Origin of the sequence: Roseomonas sp. TAS13 (genome assembly GCF_001950415.1) — a bacterium.
In the GTDB taxonomy this organism is placed as follows: Bacteria; Pseudomonadota; Alphaproteobacteria; order Acetobacterales; family Acetobacteraceae; genus Roseomonas; species Roseomonas mucosa.
The window spans coordinates 14,444-31,548 of the sequence record NZ_BDLP01000014.1; the positions used below are offsets into that span (position 1 = coordinate 14,444).

The following is a 17,105-nucleotide window of genomic DNA, read 5'->3' on the forward strand; positions in this document are numbered from 1 at the left end:
GGGGAAGGCGATGCGGCGGCCCCGTTGCCCAGCGGGCGGGAGGTTCCGGCGGCTCCGCCTGGCTTTCCGGTTGGCGAAGAGGCCGGGCCTTCCCGGCCGGCCGCGTCAGGGTCCGTCGCCACATCGTCTGTTGCCGCAGCGTCCTGTGGCAGAGGCGAGGAAGGGGTTTCCGGCGGCCTGCCCTGGCCGGCGCGCGGCGCGGAGGGGGAAGCGGGGCTGTCCTGCATAGGGCGCGGAATTGGCGGGGACGGAAGCGCTTGTCCAGTGCTCTCAGGATGTTATGTAATAACGTATGGTCCGCCTGCCCGATCCGCTCGCCCTGTCCACTGGTGTCGTCCCGCGCCTGATCCTGGCCATCGGCCTGTCCGGGCTGCTGTGGCTGGGTGTGGCCTGGGCCATGTCCGACGAGCCTGTGCCGAGTGACATCGCCCCCGTGTCAGGGGGGCAGCCATGAGCGCCATGGGCGGCATCCGCCTCCGCGACCTGACGGTGGCGCATGAGCGCCGCCCGGCGGTGCACCATGTGAACGGCCTCTTTCCGCAGGGCAGCCTGACCGCCGTGGTCGGGCCGAACGGTGCCGGCAAGACGACCCTGCTGCGCGCCATCGCCGGCCTGCACAACCCCAGCGAGGGCAAGCTGGAGCGCAACTGCGGCCGCATCGCCCTGCTGCCGCAGATGACCTCGCTGGACCGTTCCTTTCCGATCACCTGCCTCGACGTCGCGATGCTGGGGCACTGGCCGCGCCTGGGCGCCCTGCGCGGCGCCTCCGCCGCCGACCGCGACCGGGCTGCCGAGGCCCTGGCGGCGGTCGGGCTGGATGGCTTCGGCCGGCGCCCGGTGGGCAGCCTTTCCGCCGGGCAGTTCCAGCGCCTGCTCTTTGCCCGGCTGCTGGTCGAGGACGCGCCGGCGATCCTGCTCGACGAGCCTTTCAACGCCGTGGATGCCCGCACCGCCGCGGACCTGCTGCGGCTGGTCCGGGACTGGCACGGCCAGGGGCGCACCGTTCTCGCGGTGCTGCACGACATGGAGCTGGTGCGCCGGGAGTTCCCCGACTGCCTGCTCCTGGCGCGGGAGGCCGTGGCCTGGGGGCCGACCGAAACGGTGCTGACCGCGCAGAACCGCCTGCGCGCCCGGATGATGGCGGAAGGCTGGGACGAGGATGCCGAGGCCTGCGACCGTCCCGTCGCGGCCTGAGCCCATGTCTGTTTCCGCCACGTCGCCGGCCGGGGCCCCGTTCCTGGCATGAGCGCCCATGACCTGCTCTTCTCGCCCTTCATCGAATTCGGCTTCCTGCGCCGGGCGCTGATCGGCTGCCTGGCGCTCAGCCTCGCCGCGCCGCCACTCGGCGTCTTCCTGATGCTGCGTCGGATGAGCCTGTCCGCCGACGTGCTGGCGCACGGCATCCTGCCTGGCGTGGCGGCGGGCTTCTGGGTCGCCGGCCTTTCCGTCACCGCCATGTCCCTGGGCGGGCTGGTGGCGGGGCTGGGCGTGGCGCTCGGGGCCGGGGCGCTGTCCCGCGCTACGGGCGGGCGCGAGGATGCGACGCTGGCCGCGCTCTATCTCCTGGCACTCGCCCTGGGCGTTGCCATGGTGTCCGTACGCGGCGGGGCGATGGACCTCACCCACCTGCTCTTCGGCAGCGTGCTGGGCGTGGACGACGACGCGCTCCTGATGATGGCGGGGGTCTCCACCCTCACCCTCCTGATCCTGGCCCCCGCCTGGCGGCCGCTGGTTCTGGAATGCTTCGATCCCCAGTTCGCCGCCGCGCAGAGGGCGCATGGCGGGGCCTGGCACATGCTCTTTCTGGCCCTGGTGGTGCTGAACGTGCTGGCGGCCTTCCAGGCGCTCGGCACGCTGATGGCGGTGGGGCTGATGATGCTGCCCGCCGTCGCCTCCCGCCACTGGTCGCGGCAGATCGGTGGGCTGGCCCGCGCCTCGGCGTTGCTGGCGGCCATCGCCTCCACGGCGGGGCTGCTGCTGTCCTATCACCTCGACGTCCCGACCGGCCCGGCCATCGTGCTGGTGGCGGGCGGGCTCTGGGCCGTCTCGGTGATCGCAGGGCCGGTGGACGGGCTGCTGGCCCGGCTGCTGCGGCGGCGCCATCTGGCGGGATAGCCCCCGGCCTCAGCCGCCCGGGGCACCACCGCCCTTTTCCCGGGACGGAGAGCGGCCGAGGGCGACCAACGAGCGGAATTCCAGTGCCGCGATGGCGGTGGCGATGCAGGCGCCAAGCGTCACTTCCAGGAACCGCGCGAGGCCGCTGGCCAGAATGCTCATCTCCGGCGGATGGCCGAGCAGGGTGATCGCGGCGGTCCAGAGGCAGACCCGCCATGCCGGCCAGACGGAAGCCAGCAGAGAGGCGAGACCGGTCGCCACCCCCAGCACCAGCAGGGGCGGCGCGCCGAGGGGGTGGAGCAGCAGATGCACCGCCATCGCGATGGCCACGCCCAGCGCGGTGCCGATCAGCCGGCCACGGAAGCTGCGCAGCGTATCGGGCAGCCGGTCCTGTGCCACCACCAGCGCCGAGACCGGCGCCCAGACCGGCTGCGGCAGGGCCAGCGCCAGTGCCGCCCCGTAGGACAGCACCGCGCTGGCCATGGCCCGCGCCGCCCGGAACAGAGGCGGCCAGGGCAGCATCACCCCCCGTCCCGGGCTGCGCGGCTCAGAGCCGCAGGTTGCTGCGGGCGAGGTCCAGGATCTCGTTGCCGCGTCCGCTCATCACCGCCTTCAGCGCGAAAAGGCCGAAGCCCTTCATCTGCTCCGCGGTGATCTTCGGTGGGATGGCGAGTTCCTGCCGGTTGCTCACCACGTCCAGCAGCGCGGGCCCTTCCTCCGCCAGCACGTCCCGCACCGCCGCCTCCAGCTCGCCCGGGTCGGTGACGCGGCGGGCGGGGATGCCGCAGGCCCGCGCCATGGCGGCGAAGTCCGGGTTCTCCAGCGCCACGCCGGTCTCCAGCAGCCCGGCAGCCTTCATCTCCAGCTCCACGAAGCCCAGCGTGCCGTTGTTCAGCACCACCACCTTGGCCGGCAGCTTCTGCTGCCGCAGGGTCAGCAGGTCGCCCATCAGCATGGTGAAGCCGCCATCGCCGGAGAAGGAGATGACTTGCCGCCCGGGAAAGGCGCATTGCGCGCCGATCGCCTGCGGCAGGGCATTGGCCATGGAGCCATGCACCCAGGAGCCGATCAGGCGGCGCCGCCCGTTCATCTTCAGGTAGCGCGCCGCCCAGACCGTGGGCGTGCCGACATCGGCGGTGAAGATGGCATTCTCCGCCGCCTGCTCGCCCAGCACGCGGGCCAGGTGCTGCGGATGGATCACCCCCTCGCCCGGCCGGCCTTGCGCGAGCGCGTCCAGCCCCTCCCGCGCCTTGCGATAGTGCGCGAGGCAGCTATCGAGGTAGCGGCGGTCCTGCTTCTCCACCAGCCGGGGCAGCAGCGCCGCGATGGTGGTGCCGACATCGCCGACCAGCCCCAGGTCCAGCCGCGTGCGGCGGCCCAGATTCTCCGGCCGGATATCGACCTGGGCGATTTTCGCCTCCTGCGGATAGAACTGCCGGTACGGGAAATCCGTACCCAGCATCAGCAGCGCCTCGCAGTTCTCCATGGCGTGGTAGCCTGAGGAGAAGCCGATCAGCCCGGTCATGCCGACATCGTAGGGATTGTCGTATTCCACGAACTCCTTGCCGCCGAGCGCGTGGACGATGGGCGATTTCAGCACCTCCGCCAGTTGCAGCAGGGCGCCATGCGCATCGCGGCAGCCGCGCCCGCAGAGCAGCGTGACCTTGGAGGCGCCGTTCAGCATCTCGGCCAGCGCCTCCAGCGGCCCTTCCGCCGGGCGGACCACCGGTGCCATGGGCAGCAGCGCCGTGGTCGTGGCGGGGGCAATGGCGGGCTTCATCGCCACGTCGCCCGGGATCACCACCACGGCCACGCCGCGCTGCCCCACCGCCGCGCGGATGGCATTGTCCAGCACGCGCGGCATCTGCTCGGGGCTGGAGACCATCTCGCAATAGACGCTGCATTCGCGGAACAGGTTTTCCGGATGGGTTTCCTGGAAATAGCCGGAGCCGATCTCGGCGCTCGGGATATGCGCGGCGATGGCCAGCACCGGCACGCGAGTGCGGTTGCAGTCGAAGAGGCCGTTGATCAGGTGCAGGTTGCCCGGCCCGCAGGAGCCGGCGCAGACCGCTAGCGTGCCCGTCAGTTGCGCCTCGGCCCCGGCGGCGAAGGCGGCGGCCTCCTCGTGCCGCACATGCACCCAGTCGATCCCGCCGCGCTGGCGCAGCGACTCGGTGATCGCGTTCAGGCTGTCGCCCACCACCCCGTAGATCCGCCGGACGCCGATGCCCTGCAGCGTCTCGGCAAAAAGATCGGCCACGCTCGCATTCGCCATGGTGTCGCTCCCAGTGCTGTCAATCGGCAGGACAACATCCCAGGTCAGCCAGGATATTCATCTGGAAGAGTCGATTCGGCGCTGCCAGTCGCCGGGCGCAGCCCTCGGCATCGCCGTTGCCGTCCCGCCGTCCCGGATCAGTAGGGCACCTTGTCCGCCTTCGCGGCCCAGGCCCGGAAGGTGGTGATCGCCTCCTCCGCCATGAAGCGCCGCAGGGGCAGGCGACGTTCCCCGATTGGACGCGCCACCTCGTCATAGATCGCGGCGTCGTCGAAGCCGATGACGGCGGCATCGGCGCGGCCATTGCCATAGGCGATCTCGCCGATCCGCGCCCACCAGGTGGCGGAAAGGCACATCGGGCAGGGCTCGCAGCTCGTGTAGAGGACGGCCCCGCTCAGGTCGTGCGTGCCCAGGCGGCGGCAGGCGTCGCGGATGGCCGTGACCTCGGCATGGGCGGTCGGGTCGCCATCCGGCACCACCCGGTTCGCCCCCTCTCCCACGATCCGGCCGTTCTTCACGATGACGGCGCCAAAGGGACCGCCGCCCGTCTCGATGTTCTCGCGCGACAGGGCGATGGCCCGGCGCATGGCCTGTTCGGGCGTGACGGACCCGGGACTGGTTGTATCGGGCAAGGCTGCATCCTTTCGCATCGGGCGTTTCCGCCCCATTTCTTCCGCATGAAGCCCGCGCTTTCCATCCTCGACCAGTCCCCCGTGCTCGCCGGGCACACGCCCGCGGAGGCCATTCCCGATACGCTGGAGCTCGCCAGGCTGGCGGACCGGCTGGGCTATACCCGCTACTGGCTCTCGGAGCACCACAACAGCGAGGCCCTGGCGGGCTCGGCGCCGGAGATCCTGGTCTCGGCCATCGCCGCCACCACGCGGCGCATCCGGGTCGGGCCGGCGGGGATCATGCTGCCGCACTATAGCGCGCTGAAGGTGGCGGAGCAGTTCCGTGTCCTGTCGGCCATCGCGCCGGGGCGGATCGACCTGGGGCTGGGCCGCGCCCCGGGCTCGGACGGGCGCACCGCCTATGCGCTGAACCCGCTGAACGCCCGGCAGACGGAGGACCATTTCCCGCAGCAGCTCACCGACCTGCTGGGCTGGCTGGGGGACGGTCTGGCGGCGAACCATCCCTTCGCCAGCATCCAGGCGCAGCCGCAGGGGACGCCGCCGCCCGAGGTCTGGATGCTGGGCAGCAGCAACTATGGCGCCCAGGTCGCGGCCTATCTCGGCCTGCCCTACTGCTTCGCCTACTTCTTCTCGGACGGGCGCGGCGCCGCCGAGGCACTGGAGACCTATCACAGCGGCTTCCGGCCCGGCGTGCTGCCGGCGCCGCACGCGGCGATCTGCGTCTTCGCCGTGGCGGCGGAGACGGAGGAGGAGGCGCGGCGCCTGTTCCGCTCCCGCGAGTTGCAGCGCACGCTGCGGGAGCGCGCCGGCTTCGTTCCCCTGCCCCCGCCGGAGGAGGCCGAGGGCTTCGCCTATGACGAGGCCGAGCTGCGGCGCATCGAGCGGCTGCGGGAGCATTCGGCCGTCGGCACGGGGGAGCAGGTCTGGGGGAAGCTGTGCCGCATGGCGGCGGAGTTCCGCTGCGCCGAGGTGGCGGTCGTCACCGCCTGCCACGATCCCATGACGCGCCGCCGGTCCTACGAGCTCCTGGCGCGGGCGGCGGGGCTGCCGGAAGGCTGATGGCGCGGAAGCCCTGCCTTGGTGGGGCGGAGGCTAGCGGAAGGCGTCCGGGCGCACCCGGTGCAGGCGCCGGGGCCGCCTTGGGCGCAACACCAGGAAGGCGAAGGCCAGGGTCGGGACGGAGAGGATCGGCAGCAGGCCGAACCAGGTGCCGAATCGGCGCGGCAGCAGCAGGTAGGCCAGCACCACCACCCCGGCCACCAGGGCGTTCAGCAGCACGGAGCCCGCCCAGCACCAGCGTGCGAGACGGAGGCGCGCGGCCTGTTCCGCGTCCTCTGCCCTGCCCTGGGTGAAGGGCATGCCGTCGGAGCGGACCTCGTAGAGCCGCGCGGGATCGGGACGGAAGGAGGGTGGCGCCGTCAGCGCCGCATCACCACGAAGGCCGGACGACCGTAGCGGCGGGCTTGCCGCATCTTCCACCACAGCGTGACGAAGGCCACCAGCCCCGCCACCACAACCACGGGGATCAGCAGGCCCAGCACCACGAAGGCCAGGGCGGCCATGGTCAGGCCGATGGCGACCACCGCCACCAGGGCGGCGGCCCCACCCACGCGCAGCAACACGCGTTCGAGCATGCCGGGCGGCTTCGGGGTGCGGAAATCCCCCTCGGGCGTCATGTCGAGCAGGGGCGGACGACGCGATTCCTCGTTCATGGCATGGATGTCGCCCCGCGCCCCCCAAGGTTCAAGTCTCGAAACGTATCTGGCTGTCCCACGGCCCAACTGGTGCATCATGCGGTGCCGGACACCGATTCGTCGGGGTCCCAACGACAGCGCGGAAAGCACCATCCAGGGAAACCAACAAGAATGCCGTGGAACCAGTCCTACGATCCCTTCGGGTCGATCCTCCTGTCCGCCCTGGTGGCGGCCATCCCCGTCGCCACCATGCTGATCGCCCTGGCCTTCCTGAAGATCCAGGCCCACTGGGCGGCGATCTCGGCCCTGGTGGTGGCCTTCGTCGTCGCCGTCTTCGTCTTCGGCATGCCCGTGGGTATCGCCGGGCGCGCCACGTTGCTGGGGATCATGTCCGGCCTCTTCCCGATCGGCTGGATCGTGCTGAACATCATCTTCCTCTACCGGCTGACGGTGGCGAACGGCTCCTTCGAGATCCTTCAGCGCTCCATCGGCGGCATCACCGAGGACCGGCGGCTCCAACTGCTGCTGATCGCCTTTGCCTTCGGCGCCTTCTTCGAGGGCGCGGCCGGCTTCGGCACGCCGGTCGCCGTGACCGCGGCGCTGCTGATCGGCCTGGGCTTCTCGCCGCTCGCCGCCTCGGGCCTGTCGCTGATCGCCAACACCGCCCCCGTGGCCTTCGGCGCGCTGGGCACGCCGGTGATCGCGCTCGCCGGGGTCACCGGGCTCGATGTCTATACGCTCTCGGCGATGATCGGGCGGCAGCTGCCCTTCTTCTCGCTGCTGGTGCCCTTCTGGCTGATCTGGGCCTTCGCCGGCTGGCGCGGGATGCTGGAGGTCTGGCCCGCCATCCTGGTGACCGGCGTCTCCTTCGCCGTGCCGCAGTTCCTGGTCGCCAACTACCACGGCCCCTACCTGGTGGACGTGATCGCGGCACTGGTCTCGATGGGCTGCCTGATCGGCTTCATGCGCGTCTGGCGGCCGCGCCGGATCTGGAAGGACCCCTCGCTGCGCGGCCGGGACGATTCGGTGGCCGCCGGGGAAGGGCTGCGCGGCGCCGCGATGGCCCGCACCGGTCATGGGGCCGAGATGGTGGATGCGCCGCCCGTGGCCCGCATGTCGGGCGGCGGGGCGGCCGTGGCGGACCAGGGGGCGCTGCTGCGGGCCTGGATGCCCTGGCTGATCCTGACGGTCTTCGTCTTCCTCTGGGGGCTGGAAGGCACGCGGGGCCTGCTCAACGGCATCTGGTCGGCCAGCCTGCCGATCGAGGGGCTGCACCGCATGGTGGTCAAGGTGCCGCCGGTGGTGGCAGCGCCGGTGCCGGAGGGCGCCGTCTTCGCCTTCGGCGTGCTGTCCATGACCGGCACGGGAATCCTCGCGGCCGCGGTGCTGGGCGGACTGCTGATGGGCTTCTCGCCCCTCGCCCTGATCCGCGAATACGGGGCCACGATCTGGCGGGTCCGCTACTCGCTGATCACCATCGCCGCCATGCTGGGGCTGGGCTACCTCACCCGCTACTCGGGGCTGGACGCCACGATGGGCCTGGCCTTCGCCAATACGGGGATGCTCTATCCCCTTTTCGGCACGCTGCTGGGCTGGCTGGGCGTGGCGCTGACCGGCTCCGACACCGCCTCCAACGTGCTGTTCGGCGGGTTGCAGCGGATCACCGCGGAGCAGCTCGGGCTTTCGCCAGTGCTGATGGCCTCCGCCAACTCCTCGGGCGGCGTGATGGGCAAGATGATCGACGCGCAGAGCATCGTGGTCGCCTCCACCGCCACGAACTGGTTCGGGCATGAGGGCGACATCCTGCGCTACGTCTTCTTTCATTCCATCGCCCTGGCGGTGCTGGTCGGCCTGCTGGTGACGCTGCAGGCCTATGTGCCGCCCTTCACGGGGATGGTGCTGCATTAGGGCCGGACGGTTCCCGGCACCGGGGCGGTTCTCCCAAAGGGAGCCGCCCCGCCACGGGGCCATTTTCCTTTCTCTCCTTCATCCGCCGGTATCTTGCCGCCCATCCGTGCCGGACGCAGGCTTGCCGCCACGAGGGTGGGGAAACGGATCGCATGGCGGGTTTCGCGGAGGTCACGCCGGCCGGTGGCGAGCGGCCTTCCCTGCCTCCGGAAAGCGCGCCGGCTTCTCCGGCCCCGCCAGGCCTCCGCGAGATCTTCCTGGCCTTCGCCAAGATCGGCCTGACCAGCTTCGGCGGCGGCCTCAGCGGCTGGATGATGCGGGAGTTCGTGCAGAACCGCCGCTGGCTGGACGAGCGCGAATTCCTCAGCGGGCTGGCGCTGTCGCAGGCCTTTCCCGGCATCAACACGGTCAATCTCTCGATCTGGATCGGCTACCGCCTCCGGGGCGGCCGGGGCGCGCTGGCCGGGGCGGGCGGCATGGTGGTGCCGGCGATGCTGGTGGCCATCGCGGCCGCCGCGCTGTTCCGGCACCTGTCGCAGAACCCGGCCATCCACGCGATGATGCCCGGCGTGGCCGCGGCGGCGATCGGCCTCTCGCTCCAGACCGGGCTGCGCGCCGGGCGGAATGCCGCCCGCTCCCCGGTCCCGGCGCTGATCCTGGCCGCGAGCTTCGCCGGGATCGCGCTGCTGCGCCTGCCGCTGCTCTACGTCGTGCTGGCCCTCGCCCCTGTCAGCATCGCCTGGGCCACGCACGGCCTGCGGCGCGGGAGCTGAACGAGGTGCCGGAGAACCCGCTCCTCCGCCTGCTGCTGGTCTTCGTGCCGCTTTCCTTCCTGTCGGTTGGCGGCGGCCAGAGCGTGGTGGCGGACATCCACCGCCAGTCGGTCGATGTCTATGGCTGGATGACGGATGCCCGCTTCCTGGACCTCTACGCCCTGTCGCGCCTGACGCCCGGTCCCGGCTCGCTCCTGGTCACGCTGGTGGGCTGGGAGGTCGCGGGCTGGGCGGGGGCGCTTGTCGCCTCCTTCGCGATCTTCGTGCCCTCCTCGCTGCTGGTCTATGCCCTGGCGATGGTCTGGGCGCGGAACCGCGGCGCCCGCTGGCAGATCGCGGTGGAGCGGGGCCTGGCGCCGGTGGCGGCCGGCATGGTGCTGGCCGCCTCCTATACCCTGCTCTCCGCCGCCGAAGGGGGCGTGCTGGCCTGGGCGGTGGCGGGTCTCTCGGCGCTGATGCTGGTGCTGACGCGGATGAGCCCGCTCTGGCTGCTGGCGGCGGGCGCGCTGGTCTTCCTGGTACTGCGGCCGTGAAGCGGCCGCCGGGCAACCCGGCTTCACCGGCGCGCGTTTCCTCGCCTCATGTCACCGGGAGACGGAACAAGATGCGCACCTTCCTGCTGGCTTCAGCCGCCGCGGCCTTTCTGGCCATCCCCGCCCCCTCGCCCGCCCTGGCCCAGGGCAGCCCCGCCATGCAGCGCATCGAACCGTCGCACCTGCTGGCGAACCGGCTTATTGATCGCGACGTCTATACCACTGACCGGGTCGAGGTCGGCGAAGTGGAGGATCTGGTGATCGACCCGTCCACCGGCCGCATCGTCACCGTGGTGATCGAAGTGGAGCGCGACCTGGGGCTGAACACGAAATACGTTGCCGTACCGCTGGACAGGCTGAGCATCGCCGCCGGGGAACGGCGCGTGACGCTGAACATGACCAAGGCGGAACTCTCCGGCCTGCCGGCCATCGACTACCACGACTGACGGCGGCTCCGGCGCGCCGGACGGCTCAGATGGAGTAGTCCGGCTGCAGCGTCTGGTCCATGGTCAGGCCGGGGAAGGTGGTGTTCCGCCCCACCGGCTTGGCCGGCGCCCCGGCCACGGTGGTGTAGGGCGCCACCGGATGCAGCACCACGGAGCCGGCACCGACCTTGGCGCCCTCCCCGATCTCGATGTTGCCGAGGATCTTGGCGCCGGCGCCGATCAGCACGCCGCGGCGCACCTTGGGATGACGGTCGCCATGGTGCTTGCCGGTGCCACCCAACGTCACGCCCTGCAACAGCGACACGTCATCCTCCACCACCGCCGTTTCCCCGATCACCACGCCCGTCCCGTGGTCGAGCAGGATGCCCTTGCCCATGCGCGCCGCCGGATGGATGTCCACGGCGAAGACCTCGGCGCTGCGGCTCTGCATGTAGAGCGCCAGGTGCTGCCGCCCGGCCAGCCAGAGCCAATGCGCCACGCGCTGCGCCTGGAGGGCGAGATAGCCCTTGAAGTGCAGGAAGGGCGTCAGCAGGTCCGGGCAGGCCGGGTCGCGGTCGCGCACCGCCAGCAGGTCGGTGGAAGCCGCAGCGACAATGGCGGCATCGGCGACAAAGGCCTCGCAGGCCAGTCCCGCCAGGGCGGTCGCATCCAGTTCGGCATCGGCGAGCTTGCGCGCGATCCGGTGCCCCAGGGCCTGCGGAAAGGAGGAATGGCGCAGCACCGCGACAGCCATGGGCTGCGCCAGGATCGGGTCGCTCGCCGCCGCGCCGCTCGCATCGCGGCAGAGGCGCGACCAGAGATCCAGGGCCGGCGCATCCGGCCCGGGGGCGATACGGGACGGGGGTTCGGTCCGCAGCACAACGCAGTTGGATCGCATGGCGGGGGTACTCGTGGCCATTGGAAGACTAACAGATGGAACGCGGGTGCAGCGGTGCCAGCCCCGGCACGGCGCAGGCGGCTCCGGAAACGGCTGCCCGCCCCGGACCGCCGGCGGAGGCGCCACCGGCCGCGGCGGCCCTATTCCATCACCGAGACATAGCGGTGCCGGGCGGTGTTCAGCCAGGAGGTCCGCCGTTCCACCATGCGGCCGCCCGCATCCAAGGTCCGGCGCTCCATGATCAGCACGGGCGCGCCGGCGGGCATCTCCAGCACGGCGGCGACCTCGGGCGAGGCCCCATCGGCGCTCAGTAGCTCCTCCGACCGCACCACCGTCACGCCGTAGCGCTTCTGGTAGACGACATAGAGCTCATCCATCGGCTCCCGCCCCGCAGGGACGGAAAAATCCGGGAAGACGGCGGCGGGCATGCTGGTCTCGTCCAGCATGAAGGGAACGCCGTCCTTGGCGCGCAGCCGCCGGACCCGGTGCAGCAGCGCATCGGCGGGCAGGTGCATGGCAGCGCGCTCCTCTTCCGTGGCGGGCGTGGTCACCAGGGACAGAGCGGTGGAGGTCGGCTCGACCTGCCGGCCCTGCAGGTCGCGGACCGGAAAGAAATGGAACCGCGCCCGCTCGCTGGTCTGACGGGCGACGAAGGTGCCCTTGCCCTGGCGCCGCTCGATCAGGTGGCGTCGCTCCAGCGCGTCCAGCGCCTTGCGGACCGTCCCATGCGAGACGCCGAGCTCCTGTGCCAGTTCGGGCTCCGAAGGAAGCGCATGGCCCGGCTGCCACTCACCGGCGGCGATTCGGGCGTTCAGGATCGACTCCACCTGCGCGTAGAGGGGCCGCGCGTCGGGACGGCCATCGGAAGAGGGCGGAAAGTCGCTCACTGCGTCTCCAACTCGAATCATCGCATCGGTTGCTCGGAGCCTATGTATGTAGCACGCTTCGTGCCGCAATGCGCCGCATGACCCGGGACGGGCTCAGGACAGCCCTCCCGGCGTCCGATTGGACACGCCCCTCGGCGCAAAAAAGTTTCGTAACGACACAGAAAAAATCATCACAGCATCTTGTATAAGACATTAGAGACTGTATGATCAGCGTCATCGGTAACCGGAAACGGGCCGAGTTTAGGGATAGGAAACACAGGGGACGGCGCTGGGTCCTGATGAGCGCGGACCGGGGGTGGACATGCGGCCTTGCCGTGTCCCCGGCCGGACGGTTCTCGGACTCAGCGTCGTCACCCATAATTCCACTCCCGCCGATTTCCGGCCCGGCTTGCATCTCCGGCCTATCTGCGGTTTCCGATGGCCTACCTGTTCGTTCGCGGTATGAACCCGCGCTTCCAGGCCGTGCCATCCCGTAGCTATCTGCTCTAGCCTGTCCGTCCCACAGCGACCGGGGACTCCAGATGCGTGCTCTCGTGCTTGCCTTGATCCTGCTGCTGCCCTGCCTCGCCAGCGCGCAGACTGCCTCGCCACCGCCGCCGCCGGACTCGCGGGACTGCGGCTGCGGCTCGCCCGACAAGCCGGGCGGGCCGCGCTGAACCGACCCGGCGGACGGCCCGGCGCAGGCACAGGGGGTCACACCGCCCCGGCGGGATGGCGCTACCCCCCCGGGACCTCTTCCGTGATCACGTCGAACTGCGCCAGCCAGGCAGTGCCGAAGGAGGTGGAGATCGCCACGTCCGTCGCATCCCTCCCCCGCGCCATCAGGATGCGCCCGATGCGCGGCTTGTTATGGCGGGCGTCGAAGGTGTGCCAGCGGCCGCTGAGATAGACCTCGAACCAGGCCGAGAAATCCATCGGGTCCGGCACCGGCGGCACGCCGATATCGCCCAGATAGCCGGTCACGTAGCGGGCGGGGATGTTCATGCAGCGGCACAGGGTCACCGCCAGATGCGTGAAGTCCCGGCAGACGCCCTGCCTTTCTTCATGCGCCTCCCAGGCCGTCTTGGTGGCGCGGGCGTACTGGTAGCCGAACTGGATGCGCTGGTGCGCGTAGTCCACGATCGCCTGCACGCGCTCCCACCCCGGCCGGGTCTGGCCGAAGAGCGACCAGGCGAGGTTGGAGAGCTTGTCCGTCTCGCAATAGCGGCTGCCGAGCAGGAAGACGAGGACCTCGTCCGGCAGCTCGTCCACCGGGTGCTGCACGGCATCCGGCACGACCGGATCATGCAGGCCGCTGTCCTGCACCAGGAAATCCGCCGAGATGGTCAGCCGTCCCGGTGGCGCGACGATGCGGGTGACGACGTTGTTGAACCCGTCCCGGTACATGCGCCAGGGCACGGCCTGCCCGCTGGTGGAATGGAACTGCACGGCGACCGGGGAACGCAGGTCCGGCTCGCGGTCCGGCACCACGTTGATCAGCAGCAGCATCGGGGTCGCGGAAGGGCATTCGAAGGCAAGGTTGTAGCCGGCACGGATCAGCATGGGCGTGTCGTCTCCCGCGGCGTGGCGGCCGCATCTCGATGGGTCCGTAACAAGACAGGCAATCCCCGGGCCAGGATCGCCCCGGCCCCCGCCGGGATGGCGAGAGCCGCGGGCGGCCGTGCCTTTGGAGGAGTCGCGCCGCCGCGAGCCGGTGCGATGACGCAGCAAGCGTCATCGTGACGGAATGGTTGCAGCCCCCTTTCGTCGCGGCACGCCCCCAGGGGTGGCGCGGACAGGTTTCCAGCGACCGCCGGGCCCGCGCCTCAGCCACGCAGGGCGCGCCAGAAACGGCGGGTGCCGTCCACCTGGTGCCGCCACCAGCCACCCTGCGCGAAGCCGGGCGGCGCATCTGGGTCCCCGGTGACGGGGAAATGATCGCGCCGCCAGTCCGCCGTGCCGAAGATCCAGTCCCAGACCGGAAAGAGCACAGCGAAGTTGCGCCCCGCCTCACCTGCCGCGAGCACCCCGTGGTGCAGCCGGTGGAAGCGTGGCGAGACCACCAGCCGCTCCCCGAGGGGCCCGAAGGACATCCGGATATTGGCGTGCGACATGGCCTCGGCGAGCCGCAGGATCAGCAAGGCCAGCGGGAACTGTTCCGGCGGAATGCCGATCAGAAGCGCGATGCCGCCGACCCAGGCCGCGCCGATCAGGTCGTCGATGACGTGGTTGCGGTCATCGGTCCAGAAGGTCATCTGCGTCTGCGCGTGATGGATCGCGTGCAGCGCCCACCACCAGGGTAGGGCATGCTGCAGCCGGTGGCGCCAGTACTCGCCGAAATCCAGCACCACGACATAGAGCAGGAAGGTCAGCACCGGCCATTCGCGCAGCGGCGGGAACAGCACCTCCAGCGAGGGCGAGACATAGCCCGCTTCCGCCAGCCAGCCGCTGATCCGGGATTCGACGCCCGTGAACAGGGCGAAGGCGATGAGAGGCAGGATGCCCAGCCGCGCCAGCAGCGTATAGACGACATCGGTGCGGATGGCGCGGCGGTCGTGGCGCGGCTCCACCGGCTGCCAGGCCTCCAGCGGCCGGCAGACGAGATAGACCACGGCCACCTGCAGCAGGCCCAGCAGCAGGAAGCCCGCCCAGCGATAGGCCTCCTCCTCCCACCCCATCAGCCCCGCCGCATAGAGGCCGGGCTGCAGGATCATGGCAAAGAACCAGCCGGTGGCGCCATCCAGCGCATCGGTCAGCGTATCGAGCATGGCGCGAGCGTAACGCCACCGTATCGGGAAGACCATGCGGGATGGCCCTCCCATCCGGTCAGAGAAGCGGGATCGCCCCCGTCAGGGCGCCGATCAGCAGCATCACCAGGGCGCTGGCCGAGGCCCAGCCCAGGGTGAAGCGCTGGTGCCGGCCGAATTCCACCCCGGCCAGGGACACCAGCAGGTAGGTGGAAGGCACCAGCGGGCTCAGCAGGTGCACCTGCTGCCCCACCAGCGAGGCGCGGCCGATGGCTTCCGCCGTGTGGCCGTAGATCCGCCCCGCTTCCGCCAGGATGGGCACCACGCCGAAGTAGAAGGCATCGTTGGAGATGAAGAAGGTGAAGGGCAGGCTCGCCACCGCCGTCACCAGCGGCAGGAACTGGCCGGCGCCTTCGGGGATCAGCGCCACCACGTTCTTGGCCATCGCCTCCACCATCCCGGTGCCGGACAGCACGCCGGTGAAGACGCCGGCCGCGAAGATCAGCGACACCACCGCCAGCACGTTCGGCGCATGGGAGGCGATGCGGGCCTTCTGCTGCTCCAGCGTCGGGTAGTTCACCAGCATGGCAATGGCGAAGGCCACCATGAAGAGCAGCGGCGCCGGCGCCAGCCCGGCGATCAGGCAGGCCATGAGCACCGCCGTCAGCGCCGCGTTGAAGGGCAGCAGCTTCGGCCGGCGGTGATCCTCGCCGCCATCCGTGTCCACGAAGCCGCCCAGCGGGGATTCGACGTGGTCCAGATCCCGCAGCGACAGGACGCCGACCCGCGCCCGCTCCCGCCGCCCCAGGAACCAGGCGGTGAAGACCACCCAGAGCGCGCAGGCGAGCAGCGAGGGCAGCAGCGGCACGAAGAGCGCATTCGGATCGACATGCAGCGCCGAGGCGGCGCGCGCCGTCGGCCCACCCCAGGGCGCCACATTGGTCACGCCCGCCGCCATGATGATCACGCAGGGGGCAATCAGCGGGTCCAGCTTCAGCCGCCGGTGCAGTGGCAGCATGGCGGAGCAGGTGATGATGTAGGTCGTGGAGCCGTCGCCATCGAGCGAGACCACCAGGGCCAGGATGGCGGTGCCCACCACGATGCGGACCGGGTCGCCCTTCACCGCCCTCAGCACCAGCCGCACCACCGGGTCGAACAGCCCGGCATCGATCATCACCCCGAAATACAGGATGGCGAAGAGCAGCAGCACGCCGGTCGGCGCCAAGGTGCGGATGCCGTCCAGCGACATCTTGCCGAGGTCGCCCCCGAAGCCCGCCAGGGCGCCGAAGGCCAGCGGCACCAGGATCAGCGCGATCAGGGCCGAGACCCGGCCGCTCATGACCAGCACCATGAAGACGACGATCATGGCATAGGCCAGCAAGGTAACGCTCAACATGCCGCGGCACCGCCCCCTCTTGTCTTTGGCGGCCCCTCATAGCGGCAGAAGAGAACATGTCCAGGGCATGAATTGGTCTTCATCGCCCGGTTGTTCGACAATCCCGCTCACGAAGCGGTTTTGTCAGTTTCGCGTCAGGAAAATGCCGGATCTTGCCGTGCCGCCCTCAGTTCTTTCCCGTGACTGGCAAGGTCTCGAAGCAGAACCCCTTTTCCTGGAGGCCGGCGATCAGCGGCTCCAGCACCCCGGCGAAAGGCTCCCGCCGCGACCGCACGCCCCAGTGCATCAGCATCACCTCGCCCTCGCGCACGGAACCCAGGGCGCGTGCCAGCAGCGCGGCGTTCGGGGTCCGGTCGCTGTCCAGCTCGTCGCCCAGGAAGCCGTTGGCGCTCCATCCCTGGTGCCGCAGCCCGCATTGCCGCGCGAGGGCCAGGGCATTGGGCGTGGTGCGCCCGCCGGGCGCGCGCCAGAGCGGCAGCACCACCGCCTCCGGCACCATCTGGCGCAGCCGCTCGACCGGGCGGCGCAGCTCTTCGCAGAGCGCGGGGCCGTCCAGCACCGTGCTGCCGCCATCCCGCTGGCGGGAGGCGTAGCGCACTTTCCCCGGGGCGGGGTCGCCGGTGAAGTACCAGTGCCGCCAGGTGTGGCTGGCGAAGACATGCCCCTCCGCCGCCCGGGCGCGCCAGAAGCCCGCCCATTCCGGGCCCAGGGTCCGGTCGCCGCGGAAGGTCGGCTCGTCCGCCACGAAGAGCGTGGCCCGCACCCCGCGGCGCCGCAGCACCGCCGCGATCTGCTCGGCCTCCCGCCACCAGCCCGTGTCGATGGTCAGATAGACCGTGCCGC

General features: G+C 70.6%; 20 protein-coding genes. 9 read left to right on the forward strand and 11 right to left on the reverse strand.

Going from position 1 to position 17,105, the window contains the following annotated elements:
* The first annotated feature begins 292 nt into the window (after positions 1 to 292).
* The 3 genes from ROTAS13_RS26940 to ROTAS13_RS02550 are packed head-to-tail and all read left to right on the forward strand — an operon-like array spanning position 293 to position 2,115.
* Positions 293 to 454 carry a hypothetical protein gene (locus ROTAS13_RS26940; RefSeq protein WP_019459718.1) on the forward strand — a complete coding sequence of 54 codons (162 nt, stop codon included), beginning with the start codon at positions 293 to 295 and terminating at the stop codon, positions 452 to 454.
* Between the two features lie 5 nt (positions 455 to 459).
* Positions 460 to 1,194, forward strand: coding sequence for a metal ABC transporter ATP-binding protein (locus ROTAS13_RS02545; RefSeq protein ID WP_216348578.1), 735 nt, complete (start codon positions 460 to 462; stop codon positions 1,192 to 1,194).
* 48 nt (positions 1,195 to 1,242) lie between these two features.
* Positions 1,243 to 2,115, forward strand: coding sequence for a metal ABC transporter permease (locus ROTAS13_RS02550; RefSeq protein WP_075821466.1), 873 nt, complete (start codon positions 1,243 to 1,245; stop codon positions 2,113 to 2,115).
* 9 nt (positions 2,116 to 2,124) lie between these two features.
* Here the strand turns inward: ROTAS13_RS02550 and ROTAS13_RS02555 are convergent, their stop codons facing one another.
* The 3 genes from ROTAS13_RS02555 to ROTAS13_RS02565 all read right to left on the reverse strand — a co-directional run bounded on the left by ROTAS13_RS02555 (position 2,125) and on the right by ROTAS13_RS02565 (position 5,022).
* Positions 2,125 to 2,637, reverse strand: a complete 513-nt coding sequence (locus ROTAS13_RS02555) for an FUSC family protein (RefSeq protein WP_075821467.1) — start codon at positions 2,635 to 2,637, stop codon at positions 2,125 to 2,127.
* A gap of 25 nt (positions 2,638 to 2,662) precedes the next feature.
* Positions 2,663 to 4,390 (reverse strand): ubiquinone-dependent pyruvate dehydrogenase, encoded by a 1,728-nt coding sequence (gene poxB / locus ROTAS13_RS02560; RefSeq protein ID WP_075821468.1) that lies wholly within the window; start codon positions 4,388 to 4,390, stop codon positions 2,663 to 2,665.
* Positions 4,391 to 4,527: 137 nt separating this feature from the next.
* A complete protein-coding gene (locus ROTAS13_RS02565; RefSeq protein WP_314213675.1) occupies positions 4,528 to 5,022 on the reverse strand; it encodes a nucleoside deaminase in 495 nt (164 codons plus the stop codon).
* A 45-nt stretch (positions 5,023 to 5,067) separates the two neighbouring features.
* Between ROTAS13_RS02565 and ROTAS13_RS02570 the strand changes: the two genes are divergently transcribed.
* Complete coding sequence (locus tag ROTAS13_RS02570; RefSeq protein WP_075821470.1) at positions 5,068 to 6,081, forward strand: LLM class flavin-dependent oxidoreductase; 1,014 nt, start codon at positions 5,068 to 5,070, stop codon at positions 6,079 to 6,081.
* Between the two features lie 33 nt (positions 6,082 to 6,114).
* Here the strand turns inward: ROTAS13_RS02570 and ROTAS13_RS27695 are convergent, their stop codons facing one another.
* Together ROTAS13_RS27695 and ROTAS13_RS02580 are read right to left on the reverse strand one after the other, a co-directional pair.
* Positions 6,115 to 6,501, reverse strand: a complete 387-nt coding sequence (locus tag ROTAS13_RS27695; protein WP_216348577.1) for a hypothetical protein — start codon at positions 6,499 to 6,501, stop codon at positions 6,115 to 6,117.
* Positions 6,441 to 6,734: a hypothetical protein gene (locus tag ROTAS13_RS02580; RefSeq protein ID WP_019459726.1), complete on the reverse strand. Its 294-nt coding sequence runs from the start codon at positions 6,732 to 6,734 to the stop codon at positions 6,441 to 6,443. Before ROTAS13_RS02580 ends, ROTAS13_RS27695 begins: the two co-directional genes overlap by 61 nt.
* 153 nt (positions 6,735 to 6,887) lie before the next feature.
* On the opposite strand from ROTAS13_RS02580, the gene ROTAS13_RS02585 reads away from it, so the two are divergent.
* The 4 genes from ROTAS13_RS02585 (at position 6,888) to ROTAS13_RS02600 (ending at position 10,376) form a co-directional block, all read left to right on the forward strand.
* Positions 6,888 to 8,624 (forward strand): L-lactate permease, encoded by a 1,737-nt coding sequence (locus tag ROTAS13_RS02585; protein WP_019459727.1) that lies wholly within the window; start codon positions 6,888 to 6,890, stop codon positions 8,622 to 8,624.
* A gap of 152 nt (positions 8,625 to 8,776) precedes the next feature.
* The gene (locus ROTAS13_RS02590) at positions 8,777 to 9,397 is read left to right on the forward strand and encodes a chromate transporter (RefSeq protein WP_075821471.1); all 621 of its coding nucleotides are present in this window, start codon (positions 8,777 to 8,779) and stop codon (positions 9,395 to 9,397) included.
* Between the two features lie 5 nt (positions 9,398 to 9,402).
* Complete coding sequence (locus tag ROTAS13_RS02595) at positions 9,403 to 9,930, forward strand: chromate transporter (RefSeq protein ID WP_019459729.1); 528 nt, start codon at positions 9,403 to 9,405, stop codon at positions 9,928 to 9,930.
* A 71-nt stretch (positions 9,931 to 10,001) separates the two neighbouring features.
* Entirely contained in the window at positions 10,002 to 10,376 is a 375-nt protein-coding gene (locus ROTAS13_RS02600; RefSeq protein ID WP_075821472.1) for a PRC-barrel domain-containing protein, read from the forward strand.
* Positions 10,377 to 10,401: 25 nt separating this feature from the next.
* On the opposite strand, the gene cysE is transcribed toward ROTAS13_RS02600, so the two are convergent.
* Positions 10,402 to 11,253: a serine O-acetyltransferase gene (gene cysE / locus ROTAS13_RS02605; RefSeq protein WP_019459731.1), complete on the reverse strand. Its 852-nt coding sequence runs from the start codon at positions 11,251 to 11,253 to the stop codon at positions 10,402 to 10,404.
* A gap of 140 nt (positions 11,254 to 11,393) precedes the next feature.
* Positions 11,394 to 12,140 carry a GntR family transcriptional regulator gene (locus ROTAS13_RS02610; RefSeq protein ID WP_019459732.1) on the reverse strand — a complete coding sequence of 249 codons (747 nt, stop codon included), beginning with the start codon at positions 12,138 to 12,140 and terminating at the stop codon, positions 11,394 to 11,396.
* A 521-nt stretch (positions 12,141 to 12,661) separates the two neighbouring features.
* Between ROTAS13_RS02610 and ROTAS13_RS28395 the strand changes: the two genes are divergently transcribed.
* Complete coding sequence (locus tag ROTAS13_RS28395; protein ID WP_255346339.1) at positions 12,662 to 12,796, forward strand: hypothetical protein; 135 nt, start codon at positions 12,662 to 12,664, stop codon at positions 12,794 to 12,796.
* Between the two features lie 61 nt (positions 12,797 to 12,857).
* On the opposite strand, the gene ROTAS13_RS02615 is transcribed toward ROTAS13_RS28395, so the two are convergent.
* From ROTAS13_RS02615 to ROTAS13_RS02630, 4 genes are all read right to left on the reverse strand, one after another.
* Entirely contained in the window at positions 12,858 to 13,682 is an 825-nt protein-coding gene (locus tag ROTAS13_RS02615) for a transglutaminase family protein (RefSeq protein ID WP_019459733.1), read from the reverse strand.
* A 263-nt stretch (positions 13,683 to 13,945) separates the two neighbouring features.
* A complete protein-coding gene (locus ROTAS13_RS02620; protein ID WP_252571165.1) occupies positions 13,946 to 14,923 on the reverse strand; it encodes a sterol desaturase family protein in 978 nt (325 codons plus the stop codon).
* Between the two features lie 22 nt (positions 14,924 to 14,945).
* Positions 14,946 to 16,262 (reverse strand): CitMHS family transporter, encoded by a 1,317-nt coding sequence (locus tag ROTAS13_RS02625; protein WP_075821474.1) that lies wholly within the window; start codon positions 16,260 to 16,262, stop codon positions 14,946 to 14,948.
* A 166-nt stretch (positions 16,263 to 16,428) separates the two neighbouring features.
* On the reverse strand, positions 16,429 to 17,105 hold a 677-nt coding region (locus tag ROTAS13_RS02630), incomplete at its 5' end, for a polysaccharide deacetylase family protein (RefSeq protein WP_075821475.1).